Here is a 16754-nt window from a genome sequence, read left to right on the forward strand (position 1 = left end):
TTTTTCTTAATAAAAGTAGGTGGGAATAATGCCTGAATTACCTGAAGTTGAAAATGTAAAAAATACGTTAAATCAATTTCTTCCTGGCAAAAAGATCAAAGATGTAAAAATATATTGGGAGAATATTATTAAACATCCAGGGACAGAAGAGTTTGTTATTAAACTAAAAGGACAAACATTTGAGAAAGTCTATCGGAGAGGTAAGTTCTTAATTTTTCATCTTGATGAAGATTCGCTTGTGTCTCATCTTAGGATGGAAGGCAAGTATGGATTATATCATTCAGGTGACGCTAAGGATAAGCATACTCATGTAGTCTTTGAGTTTACAGATGGCACAGAGCTTCGTTATCGTGATGTTAGAAAGTTCGGTACTATGCATCTATACCCGAAAGGAACCGAAGAAAGCAGCGTTCCTTTAAAAACACTAGGGTTAGAGCCGCTTTCAGACACTTTAACGGCAGCACTAATGAAAAAGCTATTCTCTAACCGAAAGCGCAATATTAAAGCAGTACTCCTAGATCAAACGATCCTTGCCGGACTAGGCAATATCTATGTTGATGAAGTTTTGTTTCAAGCGGGAATCCACCCGGAGACTCCTGCTAACGAGCTGTCACTAAATCGGTTGAAAAAATTAAAAACGGCAATAACTGAAATTTTGTCTGAATCGGTTAAGCACGGGGGAAGCACCATTCGTTCCTATACGAACTCAATGGGTGAAGAAGGCGGATTTCAGCTGAAATTGTTTGTGTATGGCAGAAAAAACGAGGCATGCAGATTATGCGGCACTGAGATAGAAAGGGTAGTGATAGCCGGAAGAGGGACTCATATTTGTAAGTCTTGTCAAAAATAAACCATTTTTCATCTCCTTTCATATACTACTTTACCGTTAACTGAAAGGAGTACAGGAACATGGTGGCTTACTCATTTGTTCTACTGGCTCTAGCCGTCAGCCTGGACAGTTTTGGAGCCGGATTAACGTATGGTATAAAATCCATTAAAATTCCTTTTCGCTCCATTGTCATTATTGCTATTTGTTCAGCTTTTACCTTTTTATTCTCAATGTTGCTAGGTTTTACGTTGGAACAGTTTATTTCTCATAAAACTAGTGAAGTATTGGGAGGCTTGATTCTTTTAGGAATCGGAATCTACTCACTATGGCAGGTTTTCTTACCCGAGAAAGAGAACATTGAAAAAGAACCAAAGAATATTATGCTTTTTGAAATCAAATCGCTGGGTATTGTGATACACATCTTAAAAAAACCAGTGATTGCAGATATTGATAAGTCAGGCTCCATTACGGGTTGGGAAGCCGTTTTATTAGGGATCGCTCTATCTTTAGATGCCTTTGGAGCAGGAATTGGAGCTGCACTTATTGATCTATCACCAATCCTTACGACTCTTTGCATTGCAGTAATGAGTTCGTTGTTTTTATGGGGTGGAATGGCATTAGGCCTATATTTTTTCAATAAAACAAATTGGATGAAACGGTTATCTATCCTCCCTGGTGTTTTATTGATCGTGATGGGTTTATTAAAAATGTAGCAGGAGGATAACCAGTGATCATTGGATTAACAGGCGGTATTGCAACTGGAAAATCGACAGTCAGCCAGATACTAAGGGGACAGAAAATCCCAATCGTTGATGCTGACATCATATCAAGGGAAGTCGTTATGCCTGGAGAAGAGGCTTATGGAAAAATTCTCTCCTTTTTTGGAACAAAGATCCTTCATGAGGATAACACTATAAATCGAGCAAAATTAGGAGAAATCATATTTAACGATGCTGAAAAAAGGGAAGTATTGAATGGAATAGTACATCCTGCTGTTCGTAAGGAGATGAAGAAGCAAGCTGAAGACTTTCTCCAAGCCGGTCATCCTTTAGTAGTGATGGATATTCCTTTATTGTTTGAAAGCAAACTGACCCATATGGTGGATCAAACATGGCTTGTTTACGCAGATCCGGATACCCAGCTAAAACGTCTCATGATGCGTGATGATTTTACAGAGCAACAAGCCTTCTCTAGGATACAGTCACAGATGCCGATTGATGAAAAAAAGAAATTAGCGGATATCATTATCATGAACAATGGGTCAAAAGCTGAATTAGAGAAGGAAGTTTTGCAGCTCCTAAAAGAAACAATAAAAACAGACCTTATCAATTAGGTCTGTTTTTTTATATATAAGCCCCTTTTTTGCCTATTTTAAATAAAAGTATGTTCTTTTTAGATTCCATTATGATATACTAATTGCAGAGAGAGACCTTAATGAGTATAACACATTGGAAGGAGCAGCTTCATGAAAGCAAAAATTGCAATTAATGGCTTGGGGAGAATCGGAAGAATGGTCTTCCGCAAAATGATGGAGAACGATGAATTTGAGGTTGTAGCTGTAAATGCCAGCTATCCAGCAGAAACACTTGCCCATATGGTCAAATACGATTCTATACATGGAACATATCCAGGAGAAGTTGTCGCTGGAGAAGATGCCCTTTTTATTAATGGAAAAAAAGTTATTTTAGTAAATTCCCGTGATCCTCGTGAACTTCCTTGGGGGAATTTGGATATTGATATCGTCATTGAAGCGACAGGTAAATTTGTATCACAAGAATCTGCAGGACTTCATATTGAAGCAGGTGCGAAGAAAGTTATTATTACAGCACCAGGGAAAAATGAAGATATAACGATCGTTATGGGAGTAAATGATAGCGATTACATTTCTTCAGAACACCATATTATTTCAAATGCATCTTGTACAACAAACTGTTTAGCGCCTGTTATCAAGGTACTCGATGATCAGTTCGGTGTACAATCAGGCATGATGACAACGGTCCATGCTTATACGAATGATCAAAAAAATATCGATAATCCGCATAAAGATCTAAGACGTGCTCGTGCTTGCGGTCAATCGATTATTCCGACTTCGACAGGTGCAGCGAAAGCCATTGCAAAAGTACTTCCGCATTTAGAGGGGAAACTTAATGGTATGGCACTTCGGGTTCCTACACCAAATGTTTCATTAGTTGATGTGGTTGTTGAACTGAAGACGCCGGTTTCGAAAGATCAAGTAAACCATGCGTTCCAATCTGCAGCAGAAGGATCTATGCGCGGAATTTTAGGTTATAGCGATCTTCCTTTAGTTTCGATCGATTATAACGGAAATGAAAACTCTTCAATCGTAGATGGATTGTCTACAATGGTGATGGATGGCAACAAGGTGAAGGTTCTTGCATGGTATGATAATGAATGGGGTTATTCTTGCCGTGTGGTAGATCTTGCGAAACATGTAGCTTTCATGCTAAACAGCACAACACATGAAGAAAAAAATGTTTCGGTATCTTAAAACATCTTTTATATAATGATTAAGCCAGTGATTTTACTGGCTTTTTTTTATTTTCAGTAAATAGGATTCATTCTACAAAAAAAACTAAACAAAAAAATTGCCCAATCTTATTGCAAATCAATTTTAAAAGAAGTATACTATGATTCGTGAACTTCAAATAAAGCAAACAAAGGCATTGAATGCTACTTAAAGGGTTAGGACCTCTTTGGACTAACTTGCCCCCGTGGTAGATGTTCGATACCGCATGCTTGAAGGCATGATTATTTTTAAAAGGGGGACTATGCTAATGGATACAATGGGAAGACACGTAATTGCTGAGTTATGGGGTTGTGATTCTGAAAAATTAAATGACATGAAATTTATTGAAGAGACATTCGTAGATGCTGCATTGAAAGCTGGTGCAGAAATTCGTGAGGTTGCTTTTCATAAATTCGCTCCACACGGTGTAAGTGGGGTTGTTATCATTTCTGAATCTCATCTAACGATTCACAGTTTTCCTGAGCATGGTTATGCAAGTATTGATGTTTATACGTGTGGAGATCGAATCGATCCTAACGTAGCTGCTGATTACATTTCAGAAGCACTTGGCGCTAAGAAACGTGAAAACTTGGAAGTTCCTCGTGGAATGGGTCCGATTTCCGTTGCCAAATCAAAAGTTACCGCTCAATAATTAATTACAGAATGTAAGCGAGGTGTGAGATTTCACACCTCTTTTTTATTTCATTAAAATAGGGAATAATACGGTACAAATTACGCTGCTTTGGAGGACGCCTATGTTTAGAAAACTTAAAAATCTTATGGAAAACCATGCAGAAACGAGCGAACACCATGTGGACGAAAGACTCAGAACACATTATTTTAAAGCTAATAGAGCAGAAGTGATGAAAGTGATCAGGCAAATGCTAGATGAAAACGATCATTTCAAGGGGTTGGGGTTTTCTGAAGAAAGAGGAGAGGTGACATTTGAAGTAAAGCAAACCTTTGTCGTTATAAGTGTTGTTACTGTAAGGGTCAACCGCACGGCCGTAGATCTCAATGTATCAACCGAATCTGTTCTTCCACTTCATTTCGGCTCCAACCAAAAACTTATAGTTTCGATTTATGACAATTTAAAACGAAGGCTAACATTTCTCGGAACATCTCTGGCTGAAAAATTATAGGAATAGCTTGTCACACACCTGCCTTTTCTTTAAGATAGATAGTGAACAGAAAAATGTTTGGGGATGATTACAATGAGGTGTCCTACTTGCCAGCACAATGGAACAAAAGTGCTTGATTCAAGGCCTGTACATAGCGGGCGGTCGATTCGCCGCAGAAGGGAATGTGAATCTTGCAGCTATAGGTTTACTACATTTGAAACGGTAGAACAAACACCGCTTATCATTGTTAAAAAGGGCGGGGAACGAGAAGAATTTAGCCGTGAAAAAATTCTTAGAGGGCTTATTAAAGCTTGCGAAAAAAGACCTGTCCCCTTGGAAACACTTGAAAATATAGTAGATAGCATCGAAAAAGAATTGCGTAACAGCGGTGCATCTGAAATCTCTAGCACAGCCGTTGGAGAACAGGTAATGGAACACCTATCGAAAACGGACGAGGTTGCTTATGTAAGATTTGCATCTGTTTACCGCCAATTTAAAGATATTAACGTTTTTATTCAGGAATTGAAGGAACTCATTAACAAAGAGGAGCGTTAAAGCGTCTAGTGTACAGCTATAACGCTCTTTTTGTTCCCTATCAAAAAGAGCAGCGTCAAAAAGACGACAAGATAGATTTTTAAAGGCTGACGATTAAAATTCCGTCGGCCAAATTTCTTTTAGAACATTTTTTTATAAAGGGTGAAAACGATGACGGTACATTTTCAAGAAGTAGTGCCCGTTGATACGTATTCCGTCCAGTGCAAGGGTGTATTGCATGAGGTAGACCACAAAGTCCTCGCCATGCTTTATCAACCATTGGTTGGGGCTTTTGCGCATAGTTTGTATATGACTTTATGGTGCGAAGCAAATATGGATCAGCAAACAAAGAAGCACCAGCATCTTATGAACGTAACACAATTCTCATTAAAGGATATTTTATCAGGCAGAAAGAAATTAGAAGCGATTGGTTTGCTAAAAACATTCAAGAAAGTTGGAGAAACATCGAGGGAATATATCTACGAACTTCAGCCCCCCCTATCTCCAAATGCTTTTTTTACAGATGGTTTTTTAAGCATCTACTTATTCAATCGACTTGGCAAAGCCAAATTTAATGAAGTAAGAGAATCCTTTTACATCACTCAATTTGATGTTTCCGACTATAAGGATGTGACAGCTTCGTTTAATGAGGTGTTTACTTCTCTACATCCCTCTGAGATGTCATCAAAGAGTTATGCGGAGATAACGGAAAATGTTCTTCCAGAAGATGCCGCTTTACATGAAAAAGGTGTTCATGGGAAAGTTGTTTTAGGCGAAGAAACATTTGATTTTGAGTCAATGGTCAATCAGATCTCTACATTTATTGTACCTAAAGAAGTTTTGACTCCTAAATTAAAAGAAGCCATTTATAAATTAGCCTACATCTACCAATTACAACCTACAGATATGAGTAAGCAGATTCAAAACGTTTATTATTCAGCTGGTGAAATCTCTGTTGAGAACCTAAGGCGTGAGATTCAAAAATGGTATCGTTTTGAACATGAAGAAAGACTTCCGGTTCTAGCATTAAAAACGCAGCCTGTTCCTCTTAAGGCGCTTCAAGGGATGGAGCCTAAATCAAAGGAAGAAGAGCTGATCAAATACTTTGAAGAAGTGTCACCATATCAATTATTAGAAGATTATTCAGGTACTACACCTTCTGAAGTGGATTTAAAACTTGTGGCTTATTGCATGCTTGATCAAAACCTGACACCTGGAGTAACGAATGTTCTCTTAGATTATGTCTTATCAGAGAATGACATGAAACTTGCAAAAGGATTGATTGAGCGAATAGCCTCTCATTGGGCCCGAAAAAAAGCGCAAACCGTACCAGAGGCAATGGAGCTTGCCAGGGATGAGAAACGAAAGTATAAAGATTGGCAAGAAAAGAAGACAAAGTCTGGGTCGTATAGAGCAAATAAAAAACCGAACGTGACTGTACCGGATTGGTTGAAACAAGAAACGGGTTCAAACATTAAAACAGAAGAGAGCAGCTCTACAGAGGATGAAAATCGCAAATGGCTAGAAAGTCTGTTGAATAGTTCGAAATAAAGGGGGGAAAAGACATGGAGTCTATAAAGGAATCTGTTAAACACATGCCGGGGTTTGATAAGTTTCAAGAGAGATATGAATTAATGAAACAACAAGTTCTCACTGATCCAGGTGTTATGCGCTTTTTAAGAGAGAACCCTGAAATTTCAGATATCCATGCGGAAAAATTATTGTCCAGTTTTTATACCTTTAAGAACGAACAGCATGCCTGCCGCAATTGTACAGGTCTAGAGAATTGCCCTAACCTCATGCAAGGATACCGTTCTGAGTTAACAAAAGTCAGACAAACCGTTGAGTTGAGATATAAGCCATGCGAGTTAAAGATTCGGGATGAACAGAAAAAATCGATGTCTTCATTGATCAAGAGCTATTTTATTCCAAAAGAGATTCTTGAAGCACGGTTTGATCGCTTATATAAACATAGTATCGATGAGACTAGACGGAATGCCATCTCAAAAGCATACGAGTTCGTTCAAATGGCAGGTATGGGCCAACAGGTAAAAGGAATTTATTTTTATGGAAAATTTGGAGTCGGTAAAACATACTTACTCGGTGCTATAGCAAATGGGTTAGCTGAGAAAGGGGTTCAGTCCCTCATGGTGCATACACCAGAGTTTCTCCGAGAGATGAAATCGTCACTTTCCGATGGTAGCTTTGATTCCAAAATGGAGTTATTAAAAACGGTTCCTGTATTAATGCTTGATGATATTGGTGCAGAGAACATGACCAATTGGGTAAGAGACGAGATATTAGGAGTCATCCTTCAATATAGGATGATGGAGAAGCTCCCGACTCTCTATACGTCTAATTGTGATTATGACATGTTGCAGCAGCACCTGTCCTTTTCACAAAAAGGCGGACTGGATGAAGTGAAAGCTTTAAGAATAATGGAGCGGATCAAGCATTTAAGTTCTCCGGTATTCATTGGCGGCAACAAAAATTTCAGAGAAGATTATTAAATAGTTTCTGCTCTTAACGGGGCAGAAGCTTTTTTTGTTGTTTTTCTCTTTCTTTCATACACGAAAGCTGTCTCTTCTATCAAAATATGATAGGATAAGAAAAGATAAGAACATTAGAAATTCGATTCGGAGGTTACCGATGAGTATAGAATCTATTTTACAAAAAGCTTTAGATGGCGAACGTTTATCGGTAGAAGACGCCGTTAAACTTTATGAAAGTGATGAAGTAGAACGCATGGGAGAAGTTGCGGATATTATTATGAAACGGTGGCACCCAGAACCAATCACCACCTTTGTAATAGGACGCAACGTAAACTATACAAACTTTTGTGATACATATTGCAGGTTCTGTGCCTTTTATCGTCCGCCAGGAAGTGAAGAAGGGTATGTACTGGACGATGAAGTCATTTTTCAGAAGATCCAGGAAACTGTAGATGTCGGCGGTACAGAAATTTTAATGCAAGGCGGAACAAATCCTAATCTGCCGTTTAGCTATTACACAGATTTATTGAGAGAGATTAAAAAGCGTTTTGATATTACGATGCATTCATTCTCACCTGCAGAAGTTTGGAAGATGGTAGAAGTATCAGGGTTATCACTTGAAGAAGTTCTGCATGAATTAAAAGAAGCTGGGCTTGATTCATTACCTGGAGGAGGAGCGGAGATATTAGATGACCGCACCCGAAAGAAAATCAGCAGATTAAAAGGTTCTTGGACTGAGTGGATCGAGTGTATGAAGACAGCTAAAAAAGTAGGATTACATTCAACAGCTACAATGGTAATCGGTTTTGGGGAAACATTTGAAGAAAGGGCTCTCCATCTGAAGCGAGTACGTGATGCTCAAGATGAAACAGATTGCTTCCTTGCTTTTATTTCGTGGACGTTCCAGCCGGATAATACGAATATGAAAGCTGAAAAAACAACACCACGGGAGTATTTGAAAAACGTTGCGATCTCTCGTATATTCCTAGACAATATTCCAAACTTCCAATCTTCTTGGGTAACAATGGGACCTGAAGTTGGTAAGAAGTCTCTTCATTACGGATGCAATGATTTTGGAAGCACCATGATGGAGGAGAATGTTGTTTCTGCTGCGGGTACAACGCATAAAGTCAATACGAATTTAACCTTGCGCTTGATCCGTGAAGCAGGAAAGATTCCTGCGCAGAGAAATACGAAATATGAGACTCTTCGTGTCTTTCAAGACGAAGAGGAAGCTGAAAAAGATTTTGTTATGCAAAATTAGCTTTCGAACACCTGACACAATGCGTGTCAGGTGTTTTTATGTAGATCCCGTTTTGATTTAACATCACCATCATTATCACCTTTTTGGAATGTTTGAAGACAGCTTGCAACTGTGAAGACTGTCCGCTTGAAATATGCAGAGTTTAAGAAAAATCCCTTTAAGGTTTTTTTTTTATAAAAAAATAAATCGAATTTTCCTTATATTAAAAATTTTGTGTATAATATAAGAATATTTAGAATAAAGGGGGAAACAAAAAATGAATTTGAAAAGAAAATTAAAGTTGGGGATTATCGGACTCTCTGCCGCTTTCCTTGTAGCTTGTGGCAGCACACCTGCAGATTCAGGATCAGGTTCTGGTTCCGAAGAGAAATTAATTGTTGGAACTGATGCTGCATATGCCCCTTTTGAATCATTGGATGGGGAAAAGATTGTTGGGTTTGATGTAGAATTGTTAAATGCGGTTATGAAAGAAGCCGGCCTGGAATATGAGCTAAAAAATATTGGCTGGGAACCACTCTTTATCGCTCTGCAAAACAATGAGGTGGATGCAGGTATTTCTGCCATCACCATAAACGATGAAAGAAAGAAATCATATGACTTTTCTTCTCCTTATTTTGAATCAGTTAATATGATCCTTGCAAAAGAAGGTACTTCTATAAAAAGTGCAAAAGACCTTGAAGGGAAAAAAGTGAGCGTGCAGAACGGTACAACTGGTCAAGAAGCGCTTGAAAAGATGTTTGGAGCAAATGAAAATATTAAAAAATATGAAAACAATGTTTTAGCTATTCAGGCTTTGTTAAATGGTGAGGTAGAAGCAGTTGTTGCGGATAATGCTGTTGTACAAGAGTACGCAAAAAATAATCCTGACAAAAAGCTTGTTACCATTACCGATAAAGAAAACTTTGAGAGCGAATTTTATGGAATCATCTTCCCGAAAGACGGAGAACATCAAGAAGAGATCAATAAAGCGGTGAAAAAGGTCATCGAAGACGGCAAATATGCTGAGATCTATAAAAAATGGTTTGGTGAAGAACCAAATGTAGATGCGCTAAAACAATAACTTTCTCTGGAGGTCTACATGGAACATTCTTTTCAAATCATAGGAGAGTATATGCCCTTGTTTCTTAAGGGAACATGGGTAACTGTACAGTTATCATTGCTGGCTATTCTTTTTGGTACCCTATTAGGTTTGTTTATAGGCCTTGGAAAAATGGTCAAAAATCCATTTATCAACATGCCGTGTGCTTGGTACATCAGCTTTTTTCGTGGAACTCCATTACTTGTACAGATCTTATTGATTCATTCGGCGTTAATGCCGCTGTTTATGAAGCCCCCAAATGTATTTATATCGTCAGTTTTGGCATTGTCACTTAATGCAGCAGCCTACATTGCTGAGATCTTCAGAGCAGGTATCCAATCGATCGATAAAGGTCAGATGGAAGCTGCACGTTCGTTAGGAATGAATCATGTACAAGCTATGAGACATATAATTCTGCCGCAAGCTTCGAGAAGGATGATTCCTCCTCTTGGTAACGAATTTATTGTTTTGATCAAGGATTCGTCACTAGTTTCCATTATTGCTACTCCAGAATTAATGTACTATGCGAGAGCCATGATGGGGCAATATTACCGGCCTTGGGAACCTTACATGACAGCAGCATTAATGTATTTGATCTTAACGCTTGGAATGGCATTTATCCTATCTAAAATTGAGCGCAAATTTGTTTATGATTAAACAACCCGAATTTTGGGTTGTTTTTTTATGACTCCTAACATTTTTTGTGACCAGGTCCCATATAGTGTATTATTGAGGATTTTATATGGGGGGGACTTTTTTGGTCGCGATTTCTTTTTCACACCCATCAGATGGAATAGCTGTCTTGAAAAAAATGATTAGGATGGCAGCAAAACATAATATAAACCCTTCCTTTGCCAAATTATCTGAAGCTTCTTCAAAAATTCTTGAACTGCACATACAGGAGAAAAAGTCGTTCATAGTGGATGTGTTAACAGAATTTACACGAAATAAGGTAGAAGATATTTGCTTAAAGGAAATGATCGAACATGCCTTTTTTTATAGTGACACTTCTGAACAAAAAGAAATCTTATCAATAACCAAAAGTATCATACGAGGAGAGATTGAAGGAATTCCAAATGTAAAGCATCTGCCAAACCTCAACGGACTCATCCGCAGGCAGTGGAATGCCATCCTTGAAGCGAAGACCGAATTTTTAGAGTTTGAATCGTTTATTAAGTTTCGATTAAAGGAATACTTAGCGACTTTGCTTAAGATAGTTGAATGTGCCATTGATGAATACAAACTAGAACTGGAGTACCAGGTGTTTGTGGAACAATTAAGGACGTGTATAACGAAACAAAGGTCTTTTTCGAAAACAGATATCGTGATTATATTCGAACAAGAGACTGTACTCCTTTTTGATGAACAGCAAAACCAACTATCACATACAGATTTAATGATGTTTCATGAAAAGGCACTTCGATTAACGAACGTTTCGAACCTTGATGAAAGGTTATTGGGACCTTTAATCGGATTGTCTCCAAGTTCTGCAAGAATTTATGCGTACGATATCGATCATCCTCTCTTGCAGACGATAAAGAATATTTTCCAGGAAAAAGTTACAATTACCCCCATCGAGAAGATGCCTTTTAGAGAACATCGATCCCACCGTAAAAAAAAGTCATAAACTTACAGAGTCCTCTTGCATTTTGAAAAATGACTGCATATAATAAGTTTATAATTTTATCATTCAATCTGTATTGATGAGGACACGAAGCAAATTTTTACGGTTCAAAGAGAGGGAGGCCTTGGCTGAGAGCTTCCTAACACGGAAAATTGCTTTACCACCTTGGAACTTCAACGGTGAAATGATTTTAGAGTAATCGTTGACGGCCGCAGTCCGTTATACTGTCCGAGTGCCGTTTAGCATTCTTATGCTTTCGGAACAAGGGTGGAACCACGAGATTATCACTCGTCCCTTCTATTAGGGACGGGTGTTTTTTGTTTTACAATAAAAAAGGAGATGTTCTTATGTCGTCAATTTCAATCAAGTTCCCAGATGGATCTGTCAGGGAATATCCAAAAGGAGTAACTTCCGAACAGGTAGCAGAAAGTATCAGCCCAAGTCTAAAGAAAAAAGCTGTTGCGGGAAAAGTAAACGGACAATTATATGATTTTTCACGTCCGATCGAAGAAGATGCATCTATCGAGATCGTGATGCATGATTCTGAAGAAGGTCTTGAAATGACAAGACACTCAAACGCCCACTTATTAGCACAAGCTCTTAAGCGTTTATATCCAGATGTAAAGCTTGGAATCGGTCCTGTCATCGACAATGGCTTCTACTATGATGTAGATATGTCTCACAATCTAACACCAGAAGATCTGCCTGCGATCGAAAAAGAGATGAAGAAGATCGTTAATGAAAACCTTCCGATCATCCGTAAAGAAGTGACTCGCGAAGAAGCTTTGTCCATCTATGAAAAATTGAATGACCACTTAAAAGTAGAACTGATCCGCGACCTTCCAGAAGGTGAAAAGATTACGATCTATGAACAAGGTGAGTTCTTTGACCTTTGCCGAGGGCCGCATGTTCCTTCAACTGGGAAGATCAAAGCGTATAAGCTGATGAGCATCTCTGGTGCATACTGGCGCGGTGACAGCGACAACCAAATGCTTCAACGTATTTATGGGGCAGCTTTCCTTAGCCAAAAAGATTTAGATGAGCACCTGCACTTTATCGAAGAAGCTCAAAAACGCGATCACCGCAAACTTGGAAAAGAGCTAGAACTGTTCATGTTCTCAGAAGAAGCACCTGGAATGCCGTTCTATCTTCCTAACGGCCAGACAATCCGTACAGAGCTTGAGAACTTCTCCCGCGAACTTCAAAGACAAGTGGATTATGATGAAGTACGTACTCCATTCATGATGAATCAGCGGTTATGGGAGCAATCAGGGCACTGGGATCATTATCACGAAAACATGTATTTCTCTGAAGTAGATGATACAAAATTTGCGATGAAACCAATGAACTGCCCGGGACACATGCTGATCTTTAAGAACAAGCTTCATTCATACAGAGATCTGCCTGTTCGTATGGCCGAGTTCGGTCAGGTTCACCGCCATGAGTACAGCGGAGCGTTAAACGGGATGATCCGTGTCCGTACGTTCTGCCAGGACGATGCACATATCTTTGTAACACCTGGTCAGATTGAGAGCGAGATCAAAAACGTATTTAAGCTCGTAGATAAAATCTACAGCACTTTTGGTTTTGAATACTCTGTTGAACTTTCTACTCGTCCAGAAGATTCTATGGGTGATGATCGCTTATGGGAACAAGCAGAAGGCGCGTTGAAAAACGTGTTAGAAGATCTAGGCATGAACTATCACCTTAACGAAGGGGACGGTGCATTCTACGGTCCTAAGATCGACTTCCATATTAAAGATGCGCTCAAACGAAGTCATCAATGTGCAACAATTCAGCTGGATTTCCAAATGCCTGAAAAGTTCGACCTTACTTATGTTGACGAGAACAATCAAAAGGTTCGTCCGGTTGTTATTCACCGCGCGATCTATGGATCGATCGACCGTTTTCTAGGAATTCTTGTTGAGCACTTTGCTGGTGCATTCCCAACTTGGTTGGCACCTGTTCAAGTAAAGCTTATCCCTGTATCTGATGTTCATAACGAGTATGCATATAAGCTTCAACAAGATCTGAAGGAACATGCTATTCGTGTTGAGATCGATACAAGAAATGAGAAGATGGGTTATAAGATCCGTGAAGCTCAGATGAAAAAGATCCCTTACATGCTTGTTCTTGGTGACAAAGAGATCGAAGACAATGCAGTAAACGTTCGTAAATATGGTGAGCAAAAATCAGAAACAGTATCTTATGAAGATTTCAGAGATAAGATCTTAGCTCAAATTAACGAGAAGAGATAGTATAATGAGGCGGCCAGCAAGAGTTGGCCGCTTTTTTAAAGGAAAATGGAGAGTGGACAGTAAATTTTCCAAAGTAGACAGAAAAACAGAAAAAGTGGACAGTTAATTGCTGAAAGTGGACAGAAAAACAGAAAAAGTAGACAGTAAATTGTCCTAAGTAGACAGTAAGAACAAAAAATGTGAACAGTTCTCTTAAATCACTTAAAAAAAACTCTTGCATTCCTAACTTCAACGAAGTAAAATTAATTTCGTTGCTTAATACATTCGTTGTTTGACACGTTTCACACCAATATGTTATAGTATGTAAGGTTAATAAAATAAGCAAAGCATCAAACAAGCAGAAGCACCCGCTTCTCACCTGATTCGACGTCCTATTGACTGTTGATGGGTAGATGGATATTCAGGCATGTCAAAGTGTACATAGCCGGTTTACTATGTGTGGGTGATCGTTGCGCCGACGCTTTTTTTATTTGCAGAAATAACAAGTCGAGTGTATTTACACTCACTGAAAAAATTTGGAGGTGACTTACTATTAGTAAGGACATGTCTGTCAATGAAGGTATTCGTGCCCGTGAGGTTCGCTTAATCGGTCCTGATGGAAGCCAGCTTGGCATCAAATCTAGACAAGAAGCTTTGGACCTTGCGTCAAATGCAAATCTTGACCTTGTGCTTGTTGCTGCAACTGCTAAACCGCCTGTATGTCGTATCATGGACTACGGTAAGTTTAAATATGAGCAACAGCGTAAAGAAAGAGAAGCACGAAAAAATCAAAAGGTCATTACGACTAAAGAAATTCGTCTAAGTCCAACAATTGAGGAAAACGACTTTAATACAAAGCTTAAAAATGCCCGTAAGTTCCTTGAAAAAGGCGACAAAGTAAAGGCAAGTATTCGTTTCCGTGGACGTGCAATTACTCATTCTCAAATCGGAAAAACGGTATTGGAAAAGTTAGCGAAAGAATGCGAAGATCTTTCTACGGTGGAAACTCACCCGAAAATGGAAGGTCGCAGCATGTTCCTTATCCTTGCACCTAAAGCCGAAAAATAATTTTTACCAGGGAGGAAACCATTATGCCTAAAATGAAAACTCATAAAGGTGCTGCAAAGCGCTTTAGAAAAACTGGATCAGGTAAATTAAAGCGTGCTCGCGCTTTTACTAGTCACTTGTTTGCTAACAAGTCTACAAAAGCTAAGCGTAAGCTTCGTAAAGCGAAACTTGTTCACAGCGGTGATTACAAACGTATCCGCACATTGTTAACTTACAAAAAACGTTAATCGTTCAATAATCGATTTAAAAATAGGAGGTTTTTAATATGCCAAGAGTAAAAGGTGGCTATGTAACACGTCGTCGTCGTAAAAAAGTTCTTAAATTAGCTAAAGGCTATTTCGGATCCAAACATAAATTATTTAAAGTAGCACAACAACAAGTATTCAAATCTTTAATGTACGCTTACCGTGACCGCCGTCAGAAGAAGCGTGACTTCCGTAAGCTTTGGATCACTCGTATCAATGCTGCTGCACGTACAAACGGTCTTTCTTACAGCCGTTTAATGCACGGTCTTAAACTTGCGGGTATCGATATCAACCGTAAGATGCTTTCTGAAATCGCAATCACAGACGAAAAAGCTTTCTCTGAATTGGCTTCAAAAGCAAAAGAAAGCTTAAAAGCTTAATTAGACAAAAAGAAAAGATCATTTCCTATTTTGATGGAGATGATCTTTTTTCATTCTGAAGGGGAAATAAAAAAGTGTTAATCATCTATTTAATCATTTTAAACGCAGTCGCCTATCATGTTATGAAAAAGGATAAAGCATTTGCTAAAGAAGGTAAGTGGCGTACACCTGAAGCACGATTATGGCTGATTGCTTTTATAGGTGGGGCACCTGGAATGTGGCTTGCTATGAAAAAGTTCCGCCACAAAACGAAACATCCATCATTTCGATACGGCTTGCCTATACTAAGTATTTTTATAACTGTTGTGGCAGGATGGTTTCTATAATTACTATTCTTGCTGGAGATATCGCTTGTCTTTTAAGAAAAGTCTCCAGAACACGTAAAAGCCTGGTGTTAAAATAGCAAGTCCTACTATATACATAATCATGAGTGAGTAAAAGGTTTCAGTAGCGGTGAACGCCTCATAGATGGTCAGATCAGGATAAACGATATATGGCAGATGTGCCAATCCATAACCAATACTTGCCAATCCATACTGTGCAACAGTTGCTAGCAATGTAAAACGCGGCCGTCCAATCCCTGGGCGGTTTTGTTTTGGCCACCAAAGTGAGCCATATGCGATAAAAAAAGCGGCTAAAGATAATACGAACCATATTTTTTGGTCCACCAGATTGTCGATCAGCCATCGAGATTCAGGTGCCATGAATAACAGTGTAAAGAGGGCAGAAAGCAATGTAAGCGGCCCTAATAGAATAGCGTTGCTGCGATATAGCCTGTACGCCTCTTCTTTATTTGAAACACGCGCGTAATCGGCCAAAAAAAGGGATGATAGATACAGCTCAGACGTTAAACCAAACAGTACATACAAATAAAGGGTGGGGCTGGTGAAGAGTTTTTCTAACAAAAGGTTCTGAGTCTCTCCGTCAACACCTATGAATCCTCCTTGTGAGATCGGAAGAACAGCGATAAGTAAGGAAGGGATCAATAAGCCAGAAATCCCTGAGATAATAAACATAGTCCTCCTATATCCCTGTACAGAATAAGAGAACACCATAAAAGCACTTCGAATGGCCAAAAAAAAGAGAATCAATGAAACTGGAACAAGCATAACGGTTCCTAACGTATAAGCTCCTTTCGGAAAGAAACCTACAAAGGCTACAACTAAAAGTACAAGGAACGTGTTTGTAATCTCCCATGTAGGAGATAAGAAACGATTGGCGATTTTTCCTGCCATTGTTCTGTGATTATTGTAGATCATTGCCCAAAATCCTGCTCCAAAATCGATGGAGCCAAAGATACTGTAAACAAAGATAAAGGTCCACATGATCAGTATCGCTAAAACCTCTTCACTCAT

Annotated in this window: 19 protein-coding genes and 1 other annotated feature; of the genes, 18 read left to right on the forward strand and 1 reads right to left on the reverse strand. The window is 38.9% G+C overall.

The window, feature by feature from the left end:
• Window positions 1-28: 28 nt before the first annotated feature.
• The 18 genes from mutM to IEV52_RS06300 all read left to right on the forward strand — a co-directional run bounded on the left by mutM (window position 29) and on the right by IEV52_RS06300 (window position 15725).
• Complete coding sequence (mutM, locus tag IEV52_RS06215; protein ID WP_188401619.1) at window positions 29-850, forward strand: DNA-formamidopyrimidine glycosylase; 822 nt, start codon at window positions 29-31, stop codon at window positions 848-850.
• Window positions 851-909: 59 nt separating this feature from the next.
• Window positions 910-1542 (forward strand): sporulation membrane protein YtaF, encoded by a 633-nt coding sequence (gene ytaF / locus IEV52_RS06220; protein ID WP_188401620.1) that lies wholly within the window; start codon window positions 910-912, stop codon window positions 1540-1542.
• A 14-nt stretch (window positions 1543-1556) separates the two neighbouring features.
• Window positions 1557-2162 carry a dephospho-CoA kinase gene (gene coaE, locus IEV52_RS06225; protein ID WP_188401621.1) on the forward strand — a complete coding sequence of 202 codons (606 nt, stop codon included), beginning with the start codon at window positions 1557-1559 and terminating at the stop codon, window positions 2160-2162.
• Window positions 2163-2294: 132 nt separating this feature from the next.
• Complete coding sequence (locus IEV52_RS06230) at window positions 2295-3338, forward strand: glyceraldehyde-3-phosphate dehydrogenase (RefSeq protein WP_188401622.1); 1044 nt, start codon at window positions 2295-2297, stop codon at window positions 3336-3338.
• Window positions 3339-3624: 286 nt separating this feature from the next.
• Complete coding sequence (gene speD, locus IEV52_RS06235) at window positions 3625-4008, forward strand: adenosylmethionine decarboxylase (RefSeq protein ID WP_066396744.1); 384 nt, start codon at window positions 3625-3627, stop codon at window positions 4006-4008.
• Window positions 4009-4111: 103 nt separating this feature from the next.
• Window positions 4112-4498, forward strand: a complete 387-nt coding sequence (locus IEV52_RS06240) for a cytosolic protein (protein ID WP_188401623.1) — start codon at window positions 4112-4114, stop codon at window positions 4496-4498.
• A 72-nt stretch (window positions 4499-4570) separates the two neighbouring features.
• Window positions 4571-5032: a transcriptional regulator NrdR gene (gene nrdR, locus IEV52_RS06245; protein ID WP_188401624.1), complete on the forward strand. Its 462-nt coding sequence runs from the start codon at window positions 4571-4573 to the stop codon at window positions 5030-5032.
• Window positions 5033-5182: 150 nt separating this feature from the next.
• A complete protein-coding gene (locus IEV52_RS06250) occupies window positions 5183-6562 on the forward strand; it encodes a replication initiation and membrane attachment family protein (protein WP_188401625.1) in 1380 nt (459 codons plus the stop codon).
• Between the two features lie 14 nt (window positions 6563-6576).
• Entirely contained in the window at window positions 6577-7521 is a 945-nt protein-coding gene (gene dnaI / locus IEV52_RS06255) for a primosomal protein DnaI (protein ID WP_188401626.1), read from the forward strand.
• Between the two features lie 139 nt (window positions 7522-7660).
• Window positions 7661-8767 carry a cyclic dehypoxanthinyl futalosine synthase gene (gene mqnC / locus IEV52_RS06260; protein ID WP_188401627.1) on the forward strand — a complete coding sequence of 369 codons (1107 nt, stop codon included), beginning with the start codon at window positions 7661-7663 and terminating at the stop codon, window positions 8765-8767.
• A gap of 256 nt (window positions 8768-9023) precedes the next feature.
• Window positions 9024-9827: a basic amino acid ABC transporter substrate-binding protein gene (locus IEV52_RS06265; protein ID WP_188401628.1), complete on the forward strand. Its 804-nt coding sequence runs from the start codon at window positions 9024-9026 to the stop codon at window positions 9825-9827.
• 18 nt (window positions 9828-9845) lie between these two features.
• Window positions 9846-10502, forward strand: coding sequence for an amino acid ABC transporter permease (locus IEV52_RS06270; RefSeq protein WP_188401629.1), 657 nt, complete (start codon window positions 9846-9848; stop codon window positions 10500-10502).
• Window positions 10503-10602: 100 nt separating this feature from the next.
• Entirely contained in the window at window positions 10603-11472 is an 870-nt protein-coding gene (gene ytxC / locus IEV52_RS06275; RefSeq protein ID WP_188401630.1) for a sporulation protein YtxC, read from the forward strand.
• A 64-nt stretch (window positions 11473-11536) separates the two neighbouring features.
• Window positions 11537-11768: a binding site (T-box leader), on the forward strand.
• A gap of 48 nt (window positions 11769-11816) precedes the next feature.
• Complete coding sequence (gene thrS / locus IEV52_RS06280; RefSeq protein WP_188401631.1) at window positions 11817-13727, forward strand: threonine--tRNA ligase; 1911 nt, start codon at window positions 11817-11819, stop codon at window positions 13725-13727.
• Window positions 13728-14270: 543 nt separating this feature from the next.
• Complete coding sequence (gene infC / locus IEV52_RS06285; RefSeq protein WP_188401632.1) at window positions 14271-14774, forward strand: translation initiation factor IF-3; 504 nt, start codon at window positions 14271-14273, stop codon at window positions 14772-14774.
• Window positions 14775-14797: 23 nt separating this feature from the next.
• Window positions 14798-15001 (forward strand): 50S ribosomal protein L35, encoded by a 204-nt coding sequence (rpmI, locus tag IEV52_RS06290; protein ID WP_188401633.1) that lies wholly within the window; start codon window positions 14798-14800, stop codon window positions 14999-15001.
• Window positions 15002-15039: 38 nt separating this feature from the next.
• Window positions 15040-15399, forward strand: a complete 360-nt coding sequence (gene rplT, locus IEV52_RS06295; protein WP_066243619.1) for a 50S ribosomal protein L20 — start codon at window positions 15040-15042, stop codon at window positions 15397-15399.
• A 74-nt stretch (window positions 15400-15473) separates the two neighbouring features.
• Window positions 15474-15725 carry a DUF1294 domain-containing protein gene (locus IEV52_RS06300; RefSeq protein WP_268234756.1) on the forward strand — a complete coding sequence of 84 codons (252 nt, stop codon included), beginning with the start codon at window positions 15474-15476 and terminating at the stop codon, window positions 15723-15725.
• Between the two features lie 3 nt (window positions 15726-15728).
• On the opposite strand, the gene IEV52_RS06305 is transcribed toward IEV52_RS06300, so the two are convergent.
• Complete coding sequence (locus tag IEV52_RS06305; protein WP_188401634.1) at window positions 15729-16754, reverse strand: cytochrome d ubiquinol oxidase subunit II; 1026 nt, start codon at window positions 16752-16754, stop codon at window positions 15729-15731.

The organism is Fictibacillus barbaricus, assembly GCF_014635025.1.
Taxonomy (GTDB): Bacteria; Bacillota; Bacilli; order Bacillales; family Fictibacillaceae; genus Fictibacillus; species Fictibacillus barbaricus.

Coding starts and splice junctions, on each gene's coding strand:
- rpmI (WP_188401633.1), top strand. CDS start 14,798: ATGCCTAAAATGAAAACTCATAAAGGTGCTGCAAAGCGCTTTAGAAAA.
- IEV52_RS06250 (WP_188401625.1), top strand. CDS start 5,183: ATGACGGTACATTTTCAAGAAGTAGTGCCCGTTGATACGTATTCCGTC.
- speD (WP_066396744.1), top strand. CDS start 3,625: ATGGATACAATGGGAAGACACGTAATTGCTGAGTTATGGGGTTGTGAT.
- dnaI (WP_188401626.1), top strand. CDS start 6,577: ATGGAGTCTATAAAGGAATCTGTTAAACACATGCCGGGGTTTGATAAG.
- thrS (WP_188401631.1), top strand. CDS start 11,817: ATGTCGTCAATTTCAATCAAGTTCCCAGATGGATCTGTCAGGGAATAT.
- ytaF (WP_188401620.1), top strand. CDS start 910: ATGGTGGCTTACTCATTTGTTCTACTGGCTCTAGCCGTCAGCCTGGAC.
- rplT (WP_066243619.1), top strand. CDS start 15,040: ATGCCAAGAGTAAAAGGTGGCTATGTAACACGTCGTCGTCGTAAAAAA.
- IEV52_RS06265 (WP_188401628.1), top strand. CDS start 9,024: ATGAATTTGAAAAGAAAATTAAAGTTGGGGATTATCGGACTCTCTGCC.
- IEV52_RS06230 (WP_188401622.1), top strand. CDS start 2,295: ATGAAAGCAAAAATTGCAATTAATGGCTTGGGGAGAATCGGAAGAATG.
- IEV52_RS06270 (WP_188401629.1), top strand. CDS start 9,846: ATGGAACATTCTTTTCAAATCATAGGAGAGTATATGCCCTTGTTTCTT.
- nrdR (WP_188401624.1), top strand. CDS start 4,571: ATGAGGTGTCCTACTTGCCAGCACAATGGAACAAAAGTGCTTGATTCA.
- IEV52_RS06305 (WP_188401634.1), bottom strand. CDS start 16,754: ATGAGTGAAGAGGTTTTAGCGATACTGATCATGTGGACCTTTATCTTT.
- IEV52_RS06240 (WP_188401623.1), top strand. CDS start 4,112: ATGTTTAGAAAACTTAAAAATCTTATGGAAAACCATGCAGAAACGAGC.
- infC (WP_188401632.1), top strand. CDS start 14,271: ATGTCTGTCAATGAAGGTATTCGTGCCCGTGAGGTTCGCTTAATCGGT.
- mqnC (WP_188401627.1), top strand. CDS start 7,661: ATGAGTATAGAATCTATTTTACAAAAAGCTTTAGATGGCGAACGTTTA.
- mutM (WP_188401619.1), top strand. CDS start 29: ATGCCTGAATTACCTGAAGTTGAAAATGTAAAAAATACGTTAAATCAA.